Source organism: Agromyces sp. NPDC056523 (genome assembly GCF_042794545.1).
Lineage (GTDB): Bacteria > Actinomycetota > Actinomycetes > Actinomycetales > Microbacteriaceae > Agromyces.
The window spans coordinates 663,606-681,674 of the sequence record NZ_JBHTTM010000002.1 but is presented as its reverse complement, the minus strand read 5'-3'; the positions used below and the strand labels follow the sequence as shown (position 1 = coordinate 681,674).

Annotated in this window: 15 protein-coding genes; 7 read left to right on the top strand and 8 right to left on the bottom strand. The window is 72.8% G+C overall.

Annotated elements, in window-relative coordinates:
* The first annotated feature begins 13 nt into the window (after positions 1-13).
* Positions 14-1,495: an aldehyde dehydrogenase (NADP(+)) gene (locus tag ACFQ58_RS10155; protein WP_376950950.1), complete on the top strand. Its 1,482-nt coding sequence runs from the start codon at positions 14-16 to the stop codon at positions 1,493-1,495.
* 55 nt (positions 1,496-1,550) lie between these two features.
* On the opposite strand, the gene ACFQ58_RS10150 is transcribed toward ACFQ58_RS10155, so the two are convergent.
* The gene (locus ACFQ58_RS10150; RefSeq protein ID WP_376950949.1) at positions 1,551-2,534 is read right to left on the bottom strand and encodes a proline racemase family protein; all 984 of its coding nucleotides are present in this window, start codon (positions 2,532-2,534) and stop codon (positions 1,551-1,553) included.
* The gene (locus ACFQ58_RS10145) at positions 2,534-3,493 is read right to left on the bottom strand and encodes an ornithine cyclodeaminase family protein (protein WP_376950948.1); all 960 of its coding nucleotides are present in this window, start codon (positions 3,491-3,493) and stop codon (positions 2,534-2,536) included. The genes ACFQ58_RS10150 and ACFQ58_RS10145 overlap by 1 nt, the downstream gene beginning before the upstream one ends.
* A gap of 159 nt (positions 3,494-3,652) precedes the next feature.
* On the opposite strand from ACFQ58_RS10145, the gene ACFQ58_RS10140 reads away from it, so the two are divergent.
* The 6 genes from ACFQ58_RS10140 (at position 3,653) to ACFQ58_RS10115 (ending at position 8,122) form a co-directional block, all read left to right on the top strand.
* On the top strand, positions 3,653-5,107 hold the full coding sequence (locus tag ACFQ58_RS10140; RefSeq protein ID WP_376950946.1) for an aminopeptidase P family protein: 1,455 nt from the start codon (positions 3,653-3,655) through the stop codon (positions 5,105-5,107).
* A gap of 159 nt (positions 5,108-5,266) precedes the next feature.
* The gene (rpsP, locus tag ACFQ58_RS10135; protein ID WP_376950945.1) at positions 5,267-5,683 is read left to right on the top strand and encodes a 30S ribosomal protein S16; all 417 of its coding nucleotides are present in this window, start codon (positions 5,267-5,269) and stop codon (positions 5,681-5,683) included.
* Between the two features lie 3 nt (positions 5,684-5,686).
* On the top strand, positions 5,687-5,923 hold the full coding sequence (locus ACFQ58_RS10130) for an RNA-binding protein (protein ID WP_376950944.1): 237 nt from the start codon (positions 5,687-5,689) through the stop codon (positions 5,921-5,923).
* Between the two features lies 1 nt (position 5,924).
* Positions 5,925-6,530 carry a ribosome maturation factor RimM gene (rimM, locus tag ACFQ58_RS10125; RefSeq protein ID WP_376950943.1) on the top strand — a complete coding sequence of 202 codons (606 nt, stop codon included), beginning with the start codon at positions 5,925-5,927 and terminating at the stop codon, positions 6,528-6,530.
* Between the two features lie 9 nt (positions 6,531-6,539).
* Entirely contained in the window at positions 6,540-7,250 is a 711-nt protein-coding gene (trmD, locus tag ACFQ58_RS10120) for a tRNA (guanosine(37)-N1)-methyltransferase TrmD (protein ID WP_376950942.1), read from the top strand.
* 179 nt (positions 7,251-7,429) lie between these two features.
* A complete protein-coding gene (locus tag ACFQ58_RS10115) occupies positions 7,430-8,122 on the top strand; it encodes a sirohydrochlorin chelatase (RefSeq protein ID WP_376950941.1) in 693 nt (230 codons plus the stop codon).
* A gap of 21 nt (positions 8,123-8,143) precedes the next feature.
* Here the strand turns inward: ACFQ58_RS10115 and ACFQ58_RS10110 are convergent, their stop codons facing one another.
* The 6 genes from ACFQ58_RS10110 to nirB form a co-directional block, all read right to left on the bottom strand.
* Positions 8,144-9,748: an FAD-dependent oxidoreductase gene (locus ACFQ58_RS10110; protein WP_376950940.1), complete on the bottom strand. Its 1,605-nt coding sequence runs from the start codon at positions 9,746-9,748 to the stop codon at positions 8,144-8,146.
* Positions 9,745-11,859: a molybdopterin oxidoreductase family protein gene (locus ACFQ58_RS10105; RefSeq protein ID WP_376950939.1), complete on the bottom strand. Its 2,115-nt coding sequence runs from the start codon at positions 11,857-11,859 to the stop codon at positions 9,745-9,747. Before ACFQ58_RS10105 ends, ACFQ58_RS10110 begins: the two co-directional genes overlap by 4 nt.
* 11 nt (positions 11,860-11,870) lie before the next feature.
* Entirely contained in the window at positions 11,871-13,286 is a 1,416-nt protein-coding gene (locus tag ACFQ58_RS10100; protein ID WP_376950938.1) for an MFS transporter, read from the bottom strand.
* A gap of 141 nt (positions 13,287-13,427) precedes the next feature.
* The gene (locus ACFQ58_RS10095) at positions 13,428-14,558 is read right to left on the bottom strand and encodes a uroporphyrinogen-III synthase (protein ID WP_376950937.1); all 1,131 of its coding nucleotides are present in this window, start codon (positions 14,556-14,558) and stop codon (positions 13,428-13,430) included.
* On the bottom strand, positions 14,555-15,331 hold the full coding sequence (gene cobA / locus ACFQ58_RS10090) for a uroporphyrinogen-III C-methyltransferase (protein ID WP_376950936.1): 777 nt from the start codon (positions 15,329-15,331) through the stop codon (positions 14,555-14,557). Before cobA ends, ACFQ58_RS10095 begins: the two co-directional genes overlap by 4 nt.
* Positions 15,328-17,937, bottom strand: a complete 2,610-nt coding sequence (nirB, locus tag ACFQ58_RS10085; RefSeq protein ID WP_376950935.1) for a nitrite reductase large subunit NirB — start codon at positions 17,935-17,937, stop codon at positions 15,328-15,330. The genes cobA and nirB overlap by 4 nt, the downstream gene beginning before the upstream one ends.
* Positions 17,938-18,069 lie beyond the last annotated feature (132 nt).

Sequence of the window (18,069 nt, the reverse complement as noted above, 5' to 3'; positions counted from 1 at the left end):
ACCAGGAGCATCCATGGACATCGACCGGATCGCCGAGAACGCCGCGCGCGCGGCGCGCCCCTTCGCAGACACCGACCCGAAGGCGCGGGCGAACGCCCTCGTCGCCGTCGCCGACGCGATCGACGCGGCCGGACCCGAGCTCATCGCCATCGCGATGCGCGAGACCGGCCTCACCGAGGCGCGACTGACCGGCGAGGTGCGACGCACCAGCAACCAGCTGCGCCTCTTCGCCGAGGTCATCGTCGACGGTGCCTACCTCGACGCCCGCATCGACGACGCCGACCCCGGCTACGTCATCGGGCCGCGGCCCGACGTGCGCCGCGTGCTCGAGCCGGTCGGGCCGGTGCTGAACTTCGCCGCGTCGAACTTCCCGTTCGCGTTCTCAGTCGCGGGCGGCGACTCGGCCGCCGCGCTCGCCGCAGGATGCCCGCTCATCGTGAAGGCGCATTCGGGCCACCCCGAGCTCTCGCGGCGGACGGCGGAGGTCGTCGCGTCGGCGCTCGCCTCGGCCGGCATGCCCGACGGCGTCTTCCAGCTCGTCGAGGGCCAGCAGAACGGGGTCGCCCTCCTCCGCGACGACCGGATCCGTGCCGGTGCGTTCACGGGCTCGACGCACGTCGGGACCCTGCTCGCCGAGATGGCGGCGTCGCGGCCGCGCCCGATCCCGTTCTACGGCGAGCTCGGCAGCGTGAACCCCGTGTACGCGACGGCCGGTGCGGTCGCGACCGAGCCCGAGCTGCTGCAGGGCTTCCTCGGCTCGGTCTCGGGCTCGGCGGGGCAGCTGTGCACGAAGCCGGGCTTCCTGTTCGTCCCGGCGGATGCCGCGCTCGAGCCGATCGCCGAGGCGGCGTCCGGTCTGCCCGAGCATCGCCTGCTCAACCCGGGCATCGGCCGTGCCTTCGAGGACCGACGGGCATCGGTCCTCGGCGCGCCGGGCGTGACGGTCCTGGCCGAGGGTGCGGTCCGGGTCGACGACGACGAGCAGCGCTTCGCCACTCCGACGGTCGTCGAGGTCGACGTGGACACGCTGCGCGAGCACCGGGACGAGCTGCTCGAGGAGTCCTTCGGGCCGCTCTCGATCCTCGTGCGCTATGCCGACCCCGACGCACTGCCCGCGTTGCACCGCGAGCTGTTCCCCGGCAACCTCACGTCGACCGTGCACGCGAGCGACGACGAGCTCGCCGACGGGCGGCTGGCCGACCTCGTGAACGCGCTGGCCGAGACCAGCGGGCGGGTGCTCTTCGGAGGCTGGCCGACCGGGGTGTCGGTGACGAGCGCGATGCAGCACGGCGGCCCGTTCCCGGCGACGACGACGGATGCCACGAGCGTCGGCACCGCGGCGATCACCCGGTTCCTGCGCGGCGTGGCCTACCAGGGCGCCCCGCAGGCGCTGCTCCCGCCGCCGCTGCGCGACGACAACCCGTGGGGCGTGCCGCAGCGGCGCAGCACCGCGGGCCGGTCGGAAGGGTGGGGAAGCCTCGCCGGCGAGTACTGACGAACGATGGATGCGACGGCGCCCCGGCGATCTTCCCGCCGGGGCGCCGTCGCGGTCAGCGCAGGCTGAAGCCGTCGACGAGCGGGTCGCCCTCGTCGAGCTCGAACTCGCTCCGACCGACGCGATAGGCCTGGCCAGTCACCTCGGGGATCACGCCATCCGCGGTACGCTCCGCGACGCGTGCGAGGAACCGCGTGCCGATGATCGAGTCGTGCGTGAGGACGTCGCCCTCGCCGAGCTCGCCGGTGTGCGCGAGCAGCGCGACGCGTGAGGCGGTGCCCGATCCGCAGGGGCTGCGGTCGACTTCGCCGTCGGCGAAGACGGTCACGTTGCGCTGCCAGGGTCCGCGTTCCGTGCGACCGAGATCCTCGACCCAGATCGAGCCGTAGACGCCCGAGAGTCGCGCGTCCTCGAGCTGCGCGGCCGGATGGTCGTTCAGGGCCCACTTGATCTCGCGTCCGAGCCGGATGAGCTCGGTCGTGTGCTGCGGGGCGACCGTGAGACCGACCGCCGCGGCAGGCAACGTCGCGTAGACGGCGCCGCCGAACACGAGGTCGACCTCGACCTCGCCGGCCGACGTCGCGAGTCGGATGCCACGTTCGAGCACCCGCGATTCGACATTGCGGAACACGACCCCGGTCGTGCGCCCGCCCTCGCGCTGCACGCGCGCCTGCACGCGACCGCTCGGGACGTCGATCGTGACGACCGCTTCACCGTCGTCGGGGGCCGGCACGAGTCCGGTGCGCACCGCCCACGCGCCGAGCGCGATCGTGCCGTGCCCGCACGCGGTCGAGAAGCCGTCCTTGTGCCAGAACAGCACGCCGAAGTCGGCGCCGTCGTCATCGGGCGGCGTCAGGAATCCGCCGTACATGTCGTCGTGCCCGCGCGGCTCGAGGCAGAGGAAGCGGCGTACGGCGTCGGCGTCGCCAGTCATCGCGTGGACGCGCCGCTCGGCGACGGTCGCGCCGTCGGTCGTGACGCCCTCGACGATGCGGAACGGCTCGCCCGCGGTGTGCCAGTCCTCGGTGCTCCAGCGCATCAGTCCGTCCTTCCGCCGCCGGCGGCGCCCTCGAGTGCGAGCCTCGCGACTGCGAGGTCCTGCCATCCCATGCCGCAGCTCTTGAACACGCGCGGTCGGTCGAAGCGCACAGGCTCCCGTCCGTCGAGGATGCGCGCCATCGGCACGACCGAATCGGGGGAGAGGTGACCTTCGGCGACCGCCATGATCACGTCGCCCGCCTCGGTGCGCGCGATGCGATCGGTCTCGACGATGACTTGGGCGCGGCCCAGGAGCGCGCCGGGGAGTTCTCGCCGGTCGGGCTCGTGCGATCCGACCGCGACGATCGCGGCCCGGTCGGAGACGAGGTCGGCGACGAAGAGTGGCTCGGTCGCCGTCGTGGCGCAGACCGCGAGGTCGGCGTCGGCCACGTCCGCGGGAGCGCCCACCGAGACATCCGCAGTCGGTGCATACGCTCGTGCCGCCTCGACGGCCTCCTCGGCCTTCGCGCGGTCGCGGCCGACGATGCGCACACGTCGCAGGTCGCGGATCGCGGCCATCGCCTCGACGTGGCGCACGCCCTGGGGTCCGGTGCCGAACACGACGAGCGATGCGGCGTCGGGCGTCGCGATGAGGTCGAGCACCGCCGCCGACACGGCCGGCGTGCGCAGGCTCGTCAGCGCGGTGCCGTCGACGAGCGCAGTCGGCGCCAGCGTGTCGCCGTCGAGCACGAGGTAGATCGCCTGGATGCGCTCGAGGCCGCGCGCGGGGTTCGCGGGCGCGACCGTCGCGAGCTTCTGGCCGGCGAGGCCGTCGATCGCCGACGGCATGAGCAGCAGCTGCCCGTTCGGCACGTCGACGATGTCGCGTGGCGGATCATCGTCGGGATCGAACCCGCCTCGCACGAGGTCCTGCACGGCGCGGATGGCGGCGTGCATCGCTACGCGGCGTTCGACGGCCCCGCCGTCGATGAACTGGATGGAATCGAGAACGCCTGCCATCCGGCCAGTCTAGGGAGTAATGTGTAATATGTCACGTGGTACGGCCGACTCTCAGCACCGGCTACCTGATCGGGCGCGACATCCTCGCCCGCGACCGGTTCGCCTCGGCGTCGCGACTGAAACGGATGGCCCGCAGCACGCGGGCCGGGAGGAGACACGATGACGACCGACCTCTCGACCACTGCCGATATCGAGCCCCGCTCGATGCCCGAGCCGTCCGAGCCCGACCCCCGGATGCCGCGCCTCGTGAACTCACCGGGCTTCCGCAATTGGATGCTCGAGGGTTGGGGCGAGGCTGACCGTACCCCGATCGTGCCGGCCGGCGCGCCGACGGCGACGGCCGCTCATCGTGGCCGGCTCTCGGCGGCGCTGCCGGGCCGGGTGCTCGCGATCGCGGCCGGCCGCGCGCCGATGCGGGCGAACGACACCGCCTTCGAGTTCCGCGCCGACAGCGACTTCCTCTGGCTCGTGGGCCTCGGCATCGAGGACGCGGTGCTGGTGCTGGAGCCCGTCTCCGGCGGCCACGAGGCGACGCTGTACCTGCCGACCGCGTTCCGCCCGGGCGATGAGGCGTTCTTCGCGGATGCGCTTCGCGGCGAGCTCTGGGTGGGCCCGATGCCCGGGCTCGCCGAGTACGCCGACGCGCTGGGGATTCGCACCCGCCGCATCGAGGAGCTCGACCTTCCGGGTGACGCGCTCCTCGCGGGCACGGTTCCCGCGACCGGGCCGCTCGCCGCGCTCGGGGGCCGGCCGCGGTCGGGCGAGCTCGCGCGGGTGCTCTCGGAGCTGCGCATGATCAAGGACGAGTGGGAGATGGCTGAGCTGCGCGCCGCCGTCGACACGACCGTCGACGGCTTCGCAGCGACGGTGCTCGAGATCCCGCGCGCCGTCGCCCGGGGCGGCGAGCGCTGGCTCCAGGGCACGTTCGACCGTCATGCCCGCACGTTCGGCGCGGGACCGGGCTACGCCTCGATCGTCGGGTCGGGCGCGCACGCCCCGATCCTGCACTGGGTGCGGGCCGAGGGCGCCGTCGACCCCGAGGCGCTGCTGCTGCTCGATATGGGCGTGGAGCGCCGGTCGGGGTTCACGTCCGACGTCACTCGCACGGTGCCCGCGTCCGGCACGTTCAGCACGACGCAGCGCGAGGTGCACGATCTCGTCGAGGCATCCCATCGTGCCGGCCTCGCGGCCGTCGGCCCGGGTCGCGACTGGTCCGACTTCCACGCCGCGTGCATGGAGGTGATCGCACAGGGGCTCTCCGACTGGGGCATCCTGCCGGTCTCGGTCGACGAGGCGCTCTCGCCCGAGGGACAGCAGCACCGCCGATTCATCGTGTGCGGCGTGGGCCACCACCTCGGCATCGACGTGCATGACTGCGCGTCGTCGAGCCACGAGGCCTACCAGGGGGCGACGTTGCGGTCGGGCATGGTCCTGACGGTCGAGCCCGGCCTGTACTTCCACGCGTTCGACGAGACCCTGCCGCCGGAGCTGCGCGGTGTGGGCGCGCGAATCGAGGACGACGTCCTGGTCACCGACCGGGGCTCCGAGGTGCTGTCGTCCGGGCTCCCGATCGATGCCGCCGGCATCGAGGCGTGGATGGCCGCCCTCCGGTAACGTCGGTTCGCGGCATCCGGCCGGATCTGGCAGAATAGGCGGTTGGACCGCCGCCCGACCCTCTATCCGGCCGTGGTCCGACCCTTCGAGCTTCCGCCGGGTGTGCACCCCACGCTCCAGGCGATCGGTTCAACCTCTTTCTACACATTCTGGAGAATCGTGGCTGTCAAGATCCGTCTCAAGCGGCTCGGCAAGATCCGTGCCCCGTACTACCGCATCGTCGTCGCCGACTCGCGCACCAAGCGCGACGGTCGCGTCATCGAGGAGATCGGCAAGTACCACCCCACCGAGGAGCCCTCGTTCATCGAGGTCGACTCCGACCGTGCCCAGTACTGGCTCGGCGTCGGTGCCCAGCCGACCGAGCAGGTCCGCGCCATCCTCAAGCTGACCGGCGACTGGGGCAAGTTCAAGGGCGACAAGGACGCCAAGAGCACCGTGCGCACCGCCGAGCCCAAGGCCGAGTTCAAGGTCGACGAGGCCAAGAAGTCGGTCGTCAAGCCCAAGGCCGAGAAGCCGGCCAAGGCCGAGGAGCCGGCCGCCGAGGCCGCCGACGAGGCCGCATCGGACGAGGCGTAGGCCTTGCTCACTTCCGCGCTCGAGCACCTCGTCAAGGGGATCGTCGATCACCCTGACCAGGTGAAGGTCGTCTCCGCGTCGAGCGCACGCGGCGAGGTCCTCGAGGTGCACGTGCACCCCGAGGACCTCGGCCGCGTCATCGGGCGGTCCGGTCGCACCGCGAAGGCGTTGCGCACCATCGTCGCCGCCCTCGCCGACGGTCGCCGGGTCCGTGTCGACGTCGTCGACACCGACGACTGACGTGGCCGCGGCGAACCGCCCGCAGCAGCTTCGCGTCGGCCGGCTGACCAAGGCGCACGGGCTCAAGGGCGCCATCAAGCTCGAGCTCTACACCGACGATCCCGAGCGCCGCTTCGTGCCGGGCGCCGAGTTCTCGTTGCAGGTACCGGAGTCGTCCCCGTGGCACGGCAAGCACCTCACCCTGAAGGAGCTGCGCTGGTACAACGGCCATCCCGTCGGGTTCTTCGAGGGTGTCGACGACCGCACGGCGGCCGAGGCCCTCGTCAAGGCGATCCTGTGGGTCGACCAGCCCGCTGATGAGGCTCAGGAGCCCGACGCCTGGTACGACCACCAGCTCGTCGGACTCGCCGTGATCCGCGACGGCGAGAAGGTCGGCGAGGTCGTCCACGTCGACCACCTCCCCGCACAGGACCTCCTCGTCGTGAAGACCGGGCGCGGAGAGGTCATGGTCCCATTCGTCTCCGCCATCGTGCCGGCCGTCGATCTCGAGGCAGGCACGGTCACGGTCACCCCGCCGCCGGGCCTCTTCGAGGAGCTGCCGGAGGAGCCCGCGCCCGCTGACGCTAGCGGCGCCGAGGCATCGGGCGACCGGCCCGACGCCGACTAGGAGCCGATCGTGCGAATCGACATCGTCACGATCTTCCCGTCGTTCTTCGACGTGCTCGACCTGTCGCTGCTCGGCAAGGCGCGACAGACGGGCCTCATCGACGTCCGCACGCACGACCTGCGCGACTTCGCGCACGACCGCCACCGCACCGTCGACGACACGCCCTACGGCGGCGGCGCCGGCATGGTCATGAAGCCCGAGCCCTGGGGCGAGGCGCTCGACGCGATCGTCGGCGAGGGCCCGTCCGACGCGCTGCTCGTCGTGCCGTCGCCCGCGGGTGAGCCGTTCACGCAGCAGACCGCGCGCGAGCTCGCGGCCGAGGAGCACCTGGTGTTCGCGTGCGGCCGCTACGAGGGCATCGACCAGCGCGTCGTCGACCACTACGCCATGCGCATGCGCGTGCGCCCGATCAGCCTCGGCGACTACGTGCTCAACGGCGGCGAGGTCGCCGTGATGGCCATGATCGAGGCGGCCGGCCGGCTCGTGCCGGGAGTCGTCGGCAACCCCGAGAGCCTGGTCGAGGAATCCCACGAGGACGGCCTGCTCGAATACCCCAGCTACACCAAGCCCGCCGTCTGGCGCGGGCTCGAGGTGCCGTCGGTGCTGCTCTCCGGCCACCACGGCCGCGTCGCCGAGTGGCGCCGTGAGCAGCAGGTCGAGCGCACGCGGCGCGTGCGTCCCGAACTGCTTCCGGATGACGCGTCAACGCCGCCCGAGTGAGGGACTCTTCACGCGCCGGAAACACTCGGGTCGGTTCCGCGAAACACGCCCTGAATAGCGTCGAAACCGGCGGCTGACACCGGATCCCGCCGGGAAGTGCGGGTCGGGTCATGGGGCGGACGGGTGGATCCGGGGGATCGCCGGAGCGTGTCGGCCTGCCGCCGCTCCGACTCGTCGCCGTGACCCACGGCACGCCGTCCACCGCGAACCGCGAGGCGGTCATCCGCCTGGCCGACGGCGTCGCATCGGCTCGGCCCGACCTCGGCGTGTCGATCACGTTCGTCGATGCGAGCAACGTCGACGTGAGCTCGGCCCTCGAGGCCGCGGCCGAACCCGACGCCGTGATCGTCCCGCTCGTGCTCTCCGCGGGGTTCCACGTGCGCACCGGCCTCTCGCTCGGCCTCGATCGCATCGGCGGTTCCGCCAGGCTCGCCGCCGAGCTCGGGCCCGACGAGCGACTCGTCGAGGTGCTCGCCCAGCGACTCGACGAGCTCGGGCTCGCCGATGGCGACACCGTGCTCCTGGCCGCCGCGGGCTCGAACGACCCGCGTGCGGTCCGCGAGTGCTTCGAGACGGCGCGCCGACTGGGCCAGCGGCTCGGGCGGTCGGTGACCGCCGGCTTCATCGCGGCCGCGATCCCGCGGTTGCCCGACGCGATCGAGATGATCCGCGAGGTGCACCCGGGTTCGCGTGTGGTCGTCGGCCCGTACCTGCTCGCGCCCGGCACGTTCTACGACCAGGCCGCGACCTCCGGGGCCGACCTGATCGCCGACCCGTTGCTCCTGCCCGACGAGCCCGCGCCGGCGGCGCTCATCGACCTCGTGGTCGACCGCTACGCCGCGGTCGGGCACGAACGCCGCGAACGGGCGTGAGCGCGGTCTCGCCCGAGCCGCTCAGGCGGTGAGGGCGCCGTCCGCCTCGGCGGCGCGCGCCAGGACCTCGGCGATCCGACCGCGGCAGCCGCCGCAGCCGGTCCCGGCGCGCGTGTCGCGGCCGACGCACTCGACGGTCGTGTGACCGCACGCGGCGGATTCCTCGATCCGGCCGACCGTGACGCCGTTGCACCAGCAGACGGTGGTCTCCGGGGCGAATGCGTCGGCGTCCTCGGCGGGGTCGTAGTCGGGCCCGTCGAACCGGAGCAGCAGCGACCGGTCGGCCGGCAGCTCGCCGCCCCGCTCGAACAGCAGCGTGAGCTCGGCCGCGGTGCGCGGCATCCCGACGCTTGCGAACCCGGTGAGCACGCCGTCCTCGGTGACCATCTTCACGTAGCGCTGGTGCTCGGGGTCGGCCCATTGGGCGACGCGGCGGCGCGGGGCGAGCCCGTCGTCATCCCACGGGTCGGCGCTCACGTCACCGACCGCCACGACGTCGACGTGCTCGGCCTTGAGCATGACGATGGGCTCGCGCTCCTGCGGCAGCGCCGGGTCGGTGCCGCCGCCGGCCACCTCGGCCGTGAGGGCGGCTGCGAGCCACGACGCCTGCCTCCAGCCGGGCCCGATGAGACCGGATGGCGCGCCGGGGAGGTCGCGACGTCCGGCGGTCTCGTCGGTGCGCTCGACGACCTGCGCGCAGTCGCCGATCGCGTACACGTCGGGGTCGGTCCAGCTTCGGAGGTCGGAGCCGACCACGACGCCCGTCGCCGTGCGGAGCCCCGCGAGCGTGGCGAGCTCGTTGCGCGGGCTCACGCCGCACGACAGCACGAGGAGGTCGCCGCGGAGCTGCTTCCCGTCGGCGGTCACGAGCATGTCGAACCGGCGCGTGCCGTCCTCGTCGGTGCGGAATCCGACCGCCTCGGCACGGCTGTGGGCGATCACCGTGATGCCGGTCCGTCGCAGCGCCGCGCGCAGCACCTGCCCGCCGCCGCGGTCGAGGTTGCGCGGCATCGGGATCGGGCCGTGGTGCACGACGCACACCTGGGCGCCGGCGTGCTGCGCGGCGAGCGCGAGCTCGAGCCCGAGCACGCCCGCGCCGAGCACGATGACGCGACGGCGGCCGCGCACCGCCTCGAGCACGCGCTGCGCGTCGTCGAGGTCGCGCAGCGCCGTGATGCCCTCGGGAAGGGCGTCGTCACGGGCGACGAGCGTCGAGGCGTACTTCTCGAGCGAGGCGAGGTCGCGACGGTGCCGCTCGACGCCGTCCAGCGTGGGCACGTTGGCGCGTGATCCGGTCGCGAGCACGACGCGGTCGTAGTGCAGCTGCTCGCCGTTCGAGCAGTGCACGACCCGCGCGTCGCGGTCGACGGCGGTCGCCGCGACCCCGAGCAGCACCCGGGCGCCCGCGGCCTCGGCGGCCTCGCGATCGCCGACGAGCATCGCATCCAGTTCCGTGTTGCCGACCGCGTACTCCGCGACGAGCACGCGATTGTATGACTCGACCTGCTCGCCGCCGACGACCGTGAGGGCGATGCGGCCGGCCGCGACCTCGGGCAGCAGCTCCTCGACGAAGCGGGCGCCGACCGGCCCGTAGCCGACGAGGACGATCCTGAGCGGTTCGGTCATGCGAGGGCTCCGGCTTCCGCGAGGCTCGTGACGCGCACGAGGTTGGTCTTGAACTCCGGCATCGACGAGATCGGGTCGACCGCGTCGGACGTGAGCAGGTTGGCCGCCTGGTCGTCGCCGTAATGGAACGGCAGGAACACGGCGTCGGGGCGGATGTCGGTGGTCAGCCGGGCGCGGCCGCGCACCGTTCCCCGCTCGTTGGCGACCTCGACCGCGTCGCCGTCGGCGATGCCGAGGCGGCCCGCGGTGGCCGGATGCATCGACGCCAGCAGCTCGGGCTGGGCCTCGAGCAGCTCGGGCACGCGTCGGGTCTGTGCTCCGCTCTGGTAGTGCTCGAGCAGGCGCCCGGTCACGAGGGTGAGCTCGCCCGCGGCCGGAACCGGATGCGACGCCGCCCGGACCGTGACGGCGACGAGCCGAGCTCGTCCGTCGGGGTGTGCGAAGCGATCGGCGAAGAGGCGCGGCGTGCCGGCGCTCCCACGCGGGTAGGGCCAGTACGCGGGCTCGCCGGCATCGAGCAGCGCGTAGTCGATGCCCGAGTAGTCGGCGAGCCCGCCCTCCGACGCCAGCCGCAGCTCCTCGAAGACCCGCTCGGGCTCGGTGTCGAAGCGCGCGGTCGAGCCGAGGCGGCGGGCGAGCTCGTGCATGATCCACAGCTCGTCGCGCGCGCCGGGCGGCGGCGCGAGCGCGCGGCGGCGACGGATGACGCGACCCTCGAGGTTCGTCATCGTGCCCTCCTCCTCGGCCCACTGCAGCACCGGGAGCACGACGTCGGCCATCGCGGCGGTCTCCGAGAGGACGAAGTCGCACACCACGAGCAGGTCCAGCGCTTCGACGCCGCGGCGCACAGCGGCGGCGTTGGGCGATGAGACGACGAGGTTGGAGCCGTGCACCATGAGCGCGCGCACCCCGCCGGGCTGCCCCAGCGAGCCCAGCAGCTCGATCGCCGGGACACCCGGGCCGGGGATCTCGGCCCGGTCGACGCCCCACACCCGGGCGACGTGCGCGCGCGCCACGGGGTCGGTGATCTTGCGGTAGCCGGGAAGCTGATCGCACTTCTGGCCGTGCTCGCGGCCGCCCTGGCCGTTGCCCTGGCCCGTCAGCGTGCCGTAGCCGCTGCCCGGACGGCCGGGCAGGCCGAGCAGGAGGGCGAGGTTGATCGCGGCCGTCGCGGTGTCGGTGCCGTCGACGTGCTGCTCGACGCCGCGTCCCGTGAGGATGTACGTGTTCCCACCGGCTGCGAGGCGCCGCGCGAGACGCCGCACGGTCGGCGCCGCGACGCCCGTGACGGCCTGCACGCGCTCGGGCCACCATGAGGCCACGCTGCGACGCAGGGACGCGACCCCGGTCGTGCGCGCGGCGACGTACGCCTCGTCGACGAGTCGCTCGGCGATCACGACGTGCGTGAGCCCGAGCAGCAGCGCGAGGTCGGTGCCCGGCGACGGCTGCACGTGCAGGCCGCGTGCGTCGTCGGTCAGCCTCGCCGTCGGCGTTCGGCGCGGGTCGACCACCACGAGCCCGCCTGCGGCCTGCGCGCCGGCGAGGTGGCCGATGAAGGGCGGCATGGTCTCGGCGACATTGGTGCCGAGCAACAGGATCGTCTCGGCGTCGTCGAGGTCGGTCAGCGGGAACGGCAGCCCGCGGTCGATGCCGAACGCGCGATTGCCCGCAGCGGCGGCCGACGACATGCAGTACCGGCCGTTGTAGTCGATGCGGCTCGTCCCGAGCGCGAGCCGGGCGAACTTGCCGAGCAGGTACGCCTTCTCGTTCGTGAGCCCGCCGCCCCCGAAGACGCCCACTGCGTCGGCACCATGCTGCGAGCGGATGTCTCGGAGCCGCGAAGCGACGAGATCGAGCGCCTCATCCCAGCTCGCCCCCCGGAGCGCGCCGTCGGCGCCCCGCAGGAGCGGGGCGCCGAGGCGCGACGGTGCGCGGAGCAGCTCCGCCGACGTCCAGCCCTTCTTGCACAGCCCGCCGCGGTTCGTGGGGAAGTCGCGGCCGGCGACCGTCACGGGTGTGGTCGCGGCATCCGCGCCATCCGTCGGCGTGAGGGTCATCGCGCACTGCAGGGCGCAGTACGGGCAGTGCGTGGCGGCGGGCTGTTCGGTCATGCGTGCTCGATTCAGATCTTGTGCTCGCGGAGGTGGCGGGGGCGGACGTACACCGCCCAGGTGAGGGCGAGCAGCACCACGTACCCGGCGATGAAGCCCATGAACGCGCCCGCGTAGTTCCCGGTCGTCTGGAACGACAGGTTCAGCGCCTGCGGGATGAGGAAGCCGCCGTACGCGCCGATCGCCGAGATCAGGCCCAGCGCGGCCGCGGCCTTGCGCTGCGTCGACACGTCACCTGCGCCGCCGTGCGAGGACCGCATCGCGAACACGATCGGCACCATCCGGTACGTCGACCCGTTGCCGATGCCCGCAGTCGCGAACAGCAGCAGGAACAGGCCGAGGAAGAGCCAGAAGCTGCCGAGCGGCAGGGTCGCGAGCACCGCGACCGTGATGGCCGCCATCGCCGCGAACGCGACCATCGTGATGCGCGCGCCGCCGAACCGGTCGGAGAGCCGGCCGCCGTACGGGCGGGCGAGCGAGCCGACGAGGGCGCCGAGGAACGCGAGCGAGACGGTCGCGCCGAGCACGCCGATGGTCGAGAACTCCGGGAACTGGTCGGCGATGAGCTTCGGGAAGACGCTCGCGAACCCGATGAACGAGCCGAACGTGCCGATGTAGAGCAGCGACAGCAGCCACAGGTGCGGCTCCTTGAGCGCCGCGGCCGAGCCCGAGAGATCGGCCTTGGCGTTGGAGAGGTTGTCCATGTACTTCCAGGCGCCGAACATCGCGACCAGGATGAGCGGGATCCAGACGAGCCCGGCCAACGGCAGGTTCAGCGTCGCACCGGCCCCGATGGTGATGACGATCGGGACGGCGAACTGGGCGACCGCCGCGCCGAGGTTGCCTCCGGCGGCGTTCAGGCCGAGCGCCCAGCCCTTCTCGCGCTGCGGGTAGAAGAAGGTGATGTTCGACATCGAGCTCGCGAAGTTGCCGCCGCCGAAGCCCGCGAGCGCGGCTGCGGCCAGCAGCACGCCGAACGGGGTCTCGGGGTTGGACACGCAGATCGCCAGCGCGATCGTCGGCGCGAGGAGCAGCGCCGCCGAGACGATCGTCCAGTTCCGGCCACCGAAGATCGGAACCAGGAACGAATACGGGATGCGGAGCGTCGCGCCCACGAGGCTCGGGATCGAGATGAGCCAGAACAGCTCGCCGGTCGACAGCTGGAAGCCGGCGGCCGGCAGTGCCACCGCCACGATGCTCCAGAGTTGCCAGACGACGAAGCCGAGGAACTCGGCGAAGATCGACCAGTTGAGGTTGCGGCGGGCGATGCGGCGGCCCTCGCGCTCCCATTGGACGGGATGTTCCGCATCCCAGCCGTCGATCCAACGGCCGGGGCGGGTGGTGAGCAGTCCTTGGTCGAGCGGTGCGGCGACGCGGGTCGCGGCATCCGTCGTCGAGGACGGGGGAGCCTGGATCGTCTCGGTCATGCGTACCTCCGGGAGGTCGGTGCTCGGGATCGAGCGGGGTGCGGCCGACGCTATCGACCCTGTGTTTCCCCGAGCGGCGCGGGCTGTGAACCCTGCGTTCCCTCTTGCTCACCCCTCGATGAGGCCGGTGTGAGGTGACGGTCAGGCATCGATCCGGTACCCCCGCTTCACCACGGTGGCGATGAGCCCCGGGACGCCGAGCGACTGCCGGAGGCGGCTCAGCGCGACCTCGAGCGCGTGCTCGTCGGTCGTTCCGGGCATGCCCGCCGCGAGCCGCTCGCGCGGCACGACCGAGCCGCGCGCCCGCACGAGCGAGCGGAGGATCGCGAGCCCGACGGGCGCGAGTTCGAGGCTGCGTCCCGCGATCTCGACGACGGAACCGCGGAGCGCGAGGGGTCCGTGCTGCGTCTCGAGCCGGACGACCCGCTCGGTCTCGAGGTGCTCGCACACCTGCCGGATCATCGCTCCCATGCGGAATCGCTCGGGTTGCAGGGGCACGATGCCGGCGGCCTCGAGCGGGGCGGCGGTCACCGGGCCGACGGCCGCCGCGACGACGGGTCCGCGCATCGCGTCGACGAGGTCGTCGTACCGTCCGCGCGCCTCCGCGGCCATGAACAGCGCGTGCACGGCCGGTGCGCTCGTGAAGGTGATGCAGTCGAGGCCGCCGGTGCAGGCGGCATCGATGAGACGGTCGACGCGCTCGTCCGCGACATCCGGGTCGAGCCAGCGGTACGGCTCGACGGTGAGCACCGTGTCGTGGGCGTCGCGCAGCCGGTCGAGTGCCTCCGACGGCAGGTAGCCGTGGAGCTGCACGGCCACGGTGAGGCCGGCCGGATGGTTCGCGAGCACCTCGTCGATGAGCGACTCCGTGGTCTCCTCGGCGCTCATGCCCACATCGTCGAGGCCTGCGGCACGGATGCCGCCGCGTGCCTTGGGACCGCGCACGAGGATCGCGGTGTCGTGGAGCGCGTCGAGGAGGTCGTCGCCGAGCCCCGCGGCATCCGCCACCTCGAACCAGCGGCGCACGCCGTACGCGGTCGTCGCGAGCAGTACGTCGGGTCGCGCCGCGATGATCGCGCGCGTGTCGGCGATCACGGGCTCGTCGGAGCTCGCGTTCGCCATCCGGATCGTGGGCGCGTGCAGGACCTGCGCGCCACGACGTGCGAAGGCGTCGATGAGGTCCCCGGAACGGCGGTCGCTCGTGACTCCGATCCGGAACCCCCGGAGTTGGTCGGGCCGGAACCCGATCGCGCACTCCGCCTGGTCCGTCACGTCACCACCGCCGCGAAGCCCGCGGCGCGCTCCATGAGCTGCGCGGCCTCCATCTCCCCGTCGTGCGCGAGCCGGACGACCTCGCCGACCACGATCACGGCAGGGGAGCTCACGCCCGCGACGCCCGCGGCGGTCACGATGCCGCCGAGGTCGGCGACGGTCGTGCGCTGGTCGCCGCGGAAGCCGCGCTCGATGATGGCGACGGGCATCGACCCGCGCATGCCGTGCCGGGCGAGACCGGCAGTGAACATGGGCAGCGTGTTCACGCCCATGAGCACGACGACGGTGCCGCCGAGGCCCGCGAGGTGACGCAGCTCGTCGTCGGTGAGCGGGGCGTGGCCCGAGACGACCGTGAAGAGGTGGCTGACGCCGCGATGCGTGAGCGGGATGCCGGCGGCGCCCGGCACCGCGACCGCGCTCGTCACGCCGGGGACGACCTCGACGGGAACGCCGGCCCGGTGGCACGCGAGCACCTCCTCGCTGCCGCGTCCGAGCACGTACGGGTCGCCGCCCTTGAGCCGCACGGCATGGCGACCGGCGAGTGCGTGGCCGACCAGCAGCGCCTCGATCTCGTGCTGGGGGATGGCGTGGTGGCCGGGCCGCTTGCCCACGTCGACGAGCTCGGCATCGGGTGCGAGCTCGGCGAGCCTGGCGTGCGGGGCGAGTCGGTCATAGAGCACGACGTCGGCCGAGCCGAGCGCGCGGACCGCGGCGATCGTGAGCAGGTCCTCGCGGCCGGGTCCGCCGCCGACGAGCGTGACACGTCCCGTCATGCGTCCGCCCCCCGTACGGGAATGGTGGTCCCGGCGACCATCACGGCGTCGCCTCGCGCGATCTCCTCCGCGGTGGCCGGGCGCATCTGTCCGCGCTCCTCGATCCGCGCGAGCGGCGTGTCGGCGGCCTCAGGCGCGTTCACGAAGGAGCGGAATCGCCGGAGGCGGTCGGGATCGGCGAGCGTGGCCGCCCACTCGTCCTCGTAGGTGTCGACGTGCCTGGCCATCGCGGCTTCGAGGTCGTCGGCGAGGCCGAGCGAGTCGTTCACGACGACGTCGCGCACGTGGTCCAGCCCGCCCTCGATGTCCTCGATCCAGCGCGCGGTGCGCTGCAACCGGTCGGCGGTGCGGATGTAGTACATCATGTAGCGGTCGATGTACCTCAGGAGTGTCGCGTCGTCGAGGTCGCTCGCGAGCAGCTGCGCGTGGGCCGGCTGGAAGCCGCCGTTCCCGCCGACGTAGAGGTTCCAGCCCTGGTCGGTCGCGATCACGCCGACGTCCTTGCCGCGGGCCTCGGCGCACTCGCGCGCGCAGCCCGAGACGCCGAACTTCAGCTTGTGCGGCGAGCGAAGGCCGCGGTAGCGCAGCTCGAGGCGGATCGCCATGCCGACCGAGTCCTGCACCCCGTACCGGCACCACGTCGACCCGACGCAGCTCTTCACGTTTCGCAGCGCCTTGCCGTAGGCCTGGCCCGACTCGAACCCGGCGTCGACGAGCTGCTTCCAGATGTCGGGCAGCTGCTCGAGGCGGGCACCGAACAGGTCGATGCGCTGGCCGCCCGTGATCTTGGTGTAGAGGCCGAAGTCGGTCGCGACCTGCGCGATGACGGCCAGCTTCTGCGGCGTGATCTCGCCGGCCGGGATGCGTGGAACCACCGAGTAGGTGCCGTCCTTCTGCATGTTCGCCATCGCGCGGTCGTTGGTGTCCTGCAGGCCGCCACGACCGCCGTCGAGGATGTACGCGCCGTGCTGCGCGGCGAGGATCGACGCGACCACGGGCTTGCAGACGTCGCAGCCGCGTCCGGTGCCGAGGCGCGCGACGATCTCCTCGAACGAGGCCAGCTCGAGCACGCGGATGGACTCGAACAGCTCCTGGCGCGAGATCGGGAAGTGCTCGCACAGCGCGCGCGAGACGGCCTGGCCCGACTTCTTCAGCTCGGCTTCGAGCAGCTTCTTCACGAGCGGCACGCACGAGCCGCACTGGGTGCCGGCGCGCGTGCACGTCTTGAGCGCACCCAGTTCGGTGCAGCCGTCCTCATGGCCGCCGTGCGGCCCGGTCACGGCGTCGCGGATGGTCCCGGCCGCGACGTTGTTGCACGCGCAGACGAGCGCGGCCGCGGGCAGCTCGTCGCCGCCCGGCGCCTCCATCCCTGACGCAGAGAGGTAGGCCGCCGGCTCGCCCGACAGCTCGGTGCCGAGCAGCGGGCGCAGCGACGCGTACGGCGAGGCGTCGCCCACGAAGATCCCGCCCAGCAGGGTCTTCGCGTCATCCGTCATGACCAGCTTCTGGTAGAGGCCCCGCGCCGGGTCGGCGTAGACGATCTCGAGCGCCTGCTCGGTGCGCGCCAACGCGTCGCCGAAGCTCGCGACATCCACGCCGGCGAGCTTGAGCTTCGTCGCGTCGTCGACGGTCGTGAACTCGGCGGCGCCGCCGAGCAGCCGATCGGCGACCACCTCGGCCATGGCATTCGCCGGGGCGACGAGGCCGGTGCAGCGCCCCTCGACGCTCGCGACCTCGCCGATGGCCCAGACGTTGGGCACGGATGCCGCGCACGCCGTGTCGACCGCGACGCCCCCGCGCGGGCCGAGCTCGAGCCCCATCGCTCGAGCCAGCTCGTCCCGCGGTGCGATCCCGATCGCGAACACGACGAGATCGGCGTCGACGCGGCGGCCGTCGGTGAGCTCCACCCCCACGACGCCGCCGCTGCTGGTGAGCACCTTCGCGGGGCGGACCCCGAGGTGCAGTTCGATGCCCGTGCCGGCAATGATGCGGCCCAGCGCGCGTCCGGCGCCCTCGTCGAGCTGGGCCGACATGAGCCACCTGCCCGAATGCACGATCGCCGCGTCGGCGCCGAGGTCGGCGAGGCCGCCCGCCGCTTCGAGGCCGAGCAGTCCGCCACCCGCGACGACGGCGCGGGGCGCCCGGCCGAGCCGGTCGGCCAGCTCGCGCGTCTCGGCGACGAGCGCGTCGACGTCGTCGATCGTGCGGTAGACACGGGCGTGCTCGGATCCGGGGATCTCGGGCACGGGCGCACTGGAGCCGGTCGCGAGGACGAGCTCGTCCCAGCGCAGCTCCAGGCCGGACTCCGTCGTCGCGGTGCCCGTGGCTCGGCTGACCGCCGCGATGCGCTCGCCGGTGAGGAGGCGGACGTGCCCGTCGTCCCACGGCGTCGCCGGCAGGGTCAGGTCGGCCGTGCCATCCCCCAGGCGCGTGCTCAGCGCCACGCGGTCGTACGGCGCCCATCGCTCCTCGCCGACCACGGTGACGCGCAGCCGCCGTTCGGTGTCGCGGGCGTGCAGGCTGTCGGCGAGTCGATGCGCCGCCGGCCCGCCGCCGACGACGACGACGTGTCGCGTGCCGGCCGCGGTGTTCGCGGTCTCGTTCATGGCGGCCTCCCCGGCTCGAGTTGACGGCGAGCGTAGGGCGGGGGCGTTTCGGCCCTGTTTCGTGGTCGTAACGCAACCGCACCGGGACCTTACGAGCCGGAGGCGGCCGTGTGAGGACGGTTTCATCCTCGC

Excerpts from the sequence above, each read along its gene's own strand:
- ACFQ58_RS10155 (WP_376950950.1), top strand. The coding sequence starts at position 14 with ATGGACATCGACCGGATCGCCGAGAACGCCGCGCGCGCGGCGCGCCCC.
- ACFQ58_RS10150 (WP_376950949.1), bottom strand. The coding sequence starts at position 2,534 with ATGCGCTGGAGCACCGAGGACTGGCACACCGCGGGCGAGCCGTTCCGC.
- nirB (WP_376950935.1), bottom strand. The coding sequence starts at position 17,937 with ATGAACGAGACCGCGAACACCGCGGCCGGCACGCGACACGTCGTCGTC.
- ACFQ58_RS10140 (WP_376950946.1), top strand. The coding sequence starts at position 3,653 with ATGACGACCGACCTCTCGACCACTGCCGATATCGAGCCCCGCTCGATG.
- ACFQ58_RS10145 (WP_376950948.1), bottom strand. The coding sequence starts at position 3,493 with ATGGCAGGCGTTCTCGATTCCATCCAGTTCATCGACGGCGGGGCCGTC.
- ACFQ58_RS10110 (WP_376950940.1), bottom strand. The coding sequence starts at position 9,748 with ATGACCGAACCGCTCAGGATCGTCCTCGTCGGCTACGGGCCGGTCGGC.
- ACFQ58_RS10105 (WP_376950939.1), bottom strand. The coding sequence starts at position 11,859 with ATGACCGAACAGCCCGCCGCCACGCACTGCCCGTACTGCGCCCTGCAG.
- ACFQ58_RS10100 (WP_376950938.1), bottom strand. The coding sequence starts at position 13,286 with ATGACCGAGACGATCCAGGCTCCCCCGTCCTCGACGACGGATGCCGCG.
- cobA (WP_376950936.1), bottom strand. The coding sequence starts at position 15,331 with ATGACGGGACGTGTCACGCTCGTCGGCGGCGGACCCGGCCGCGAGGAC.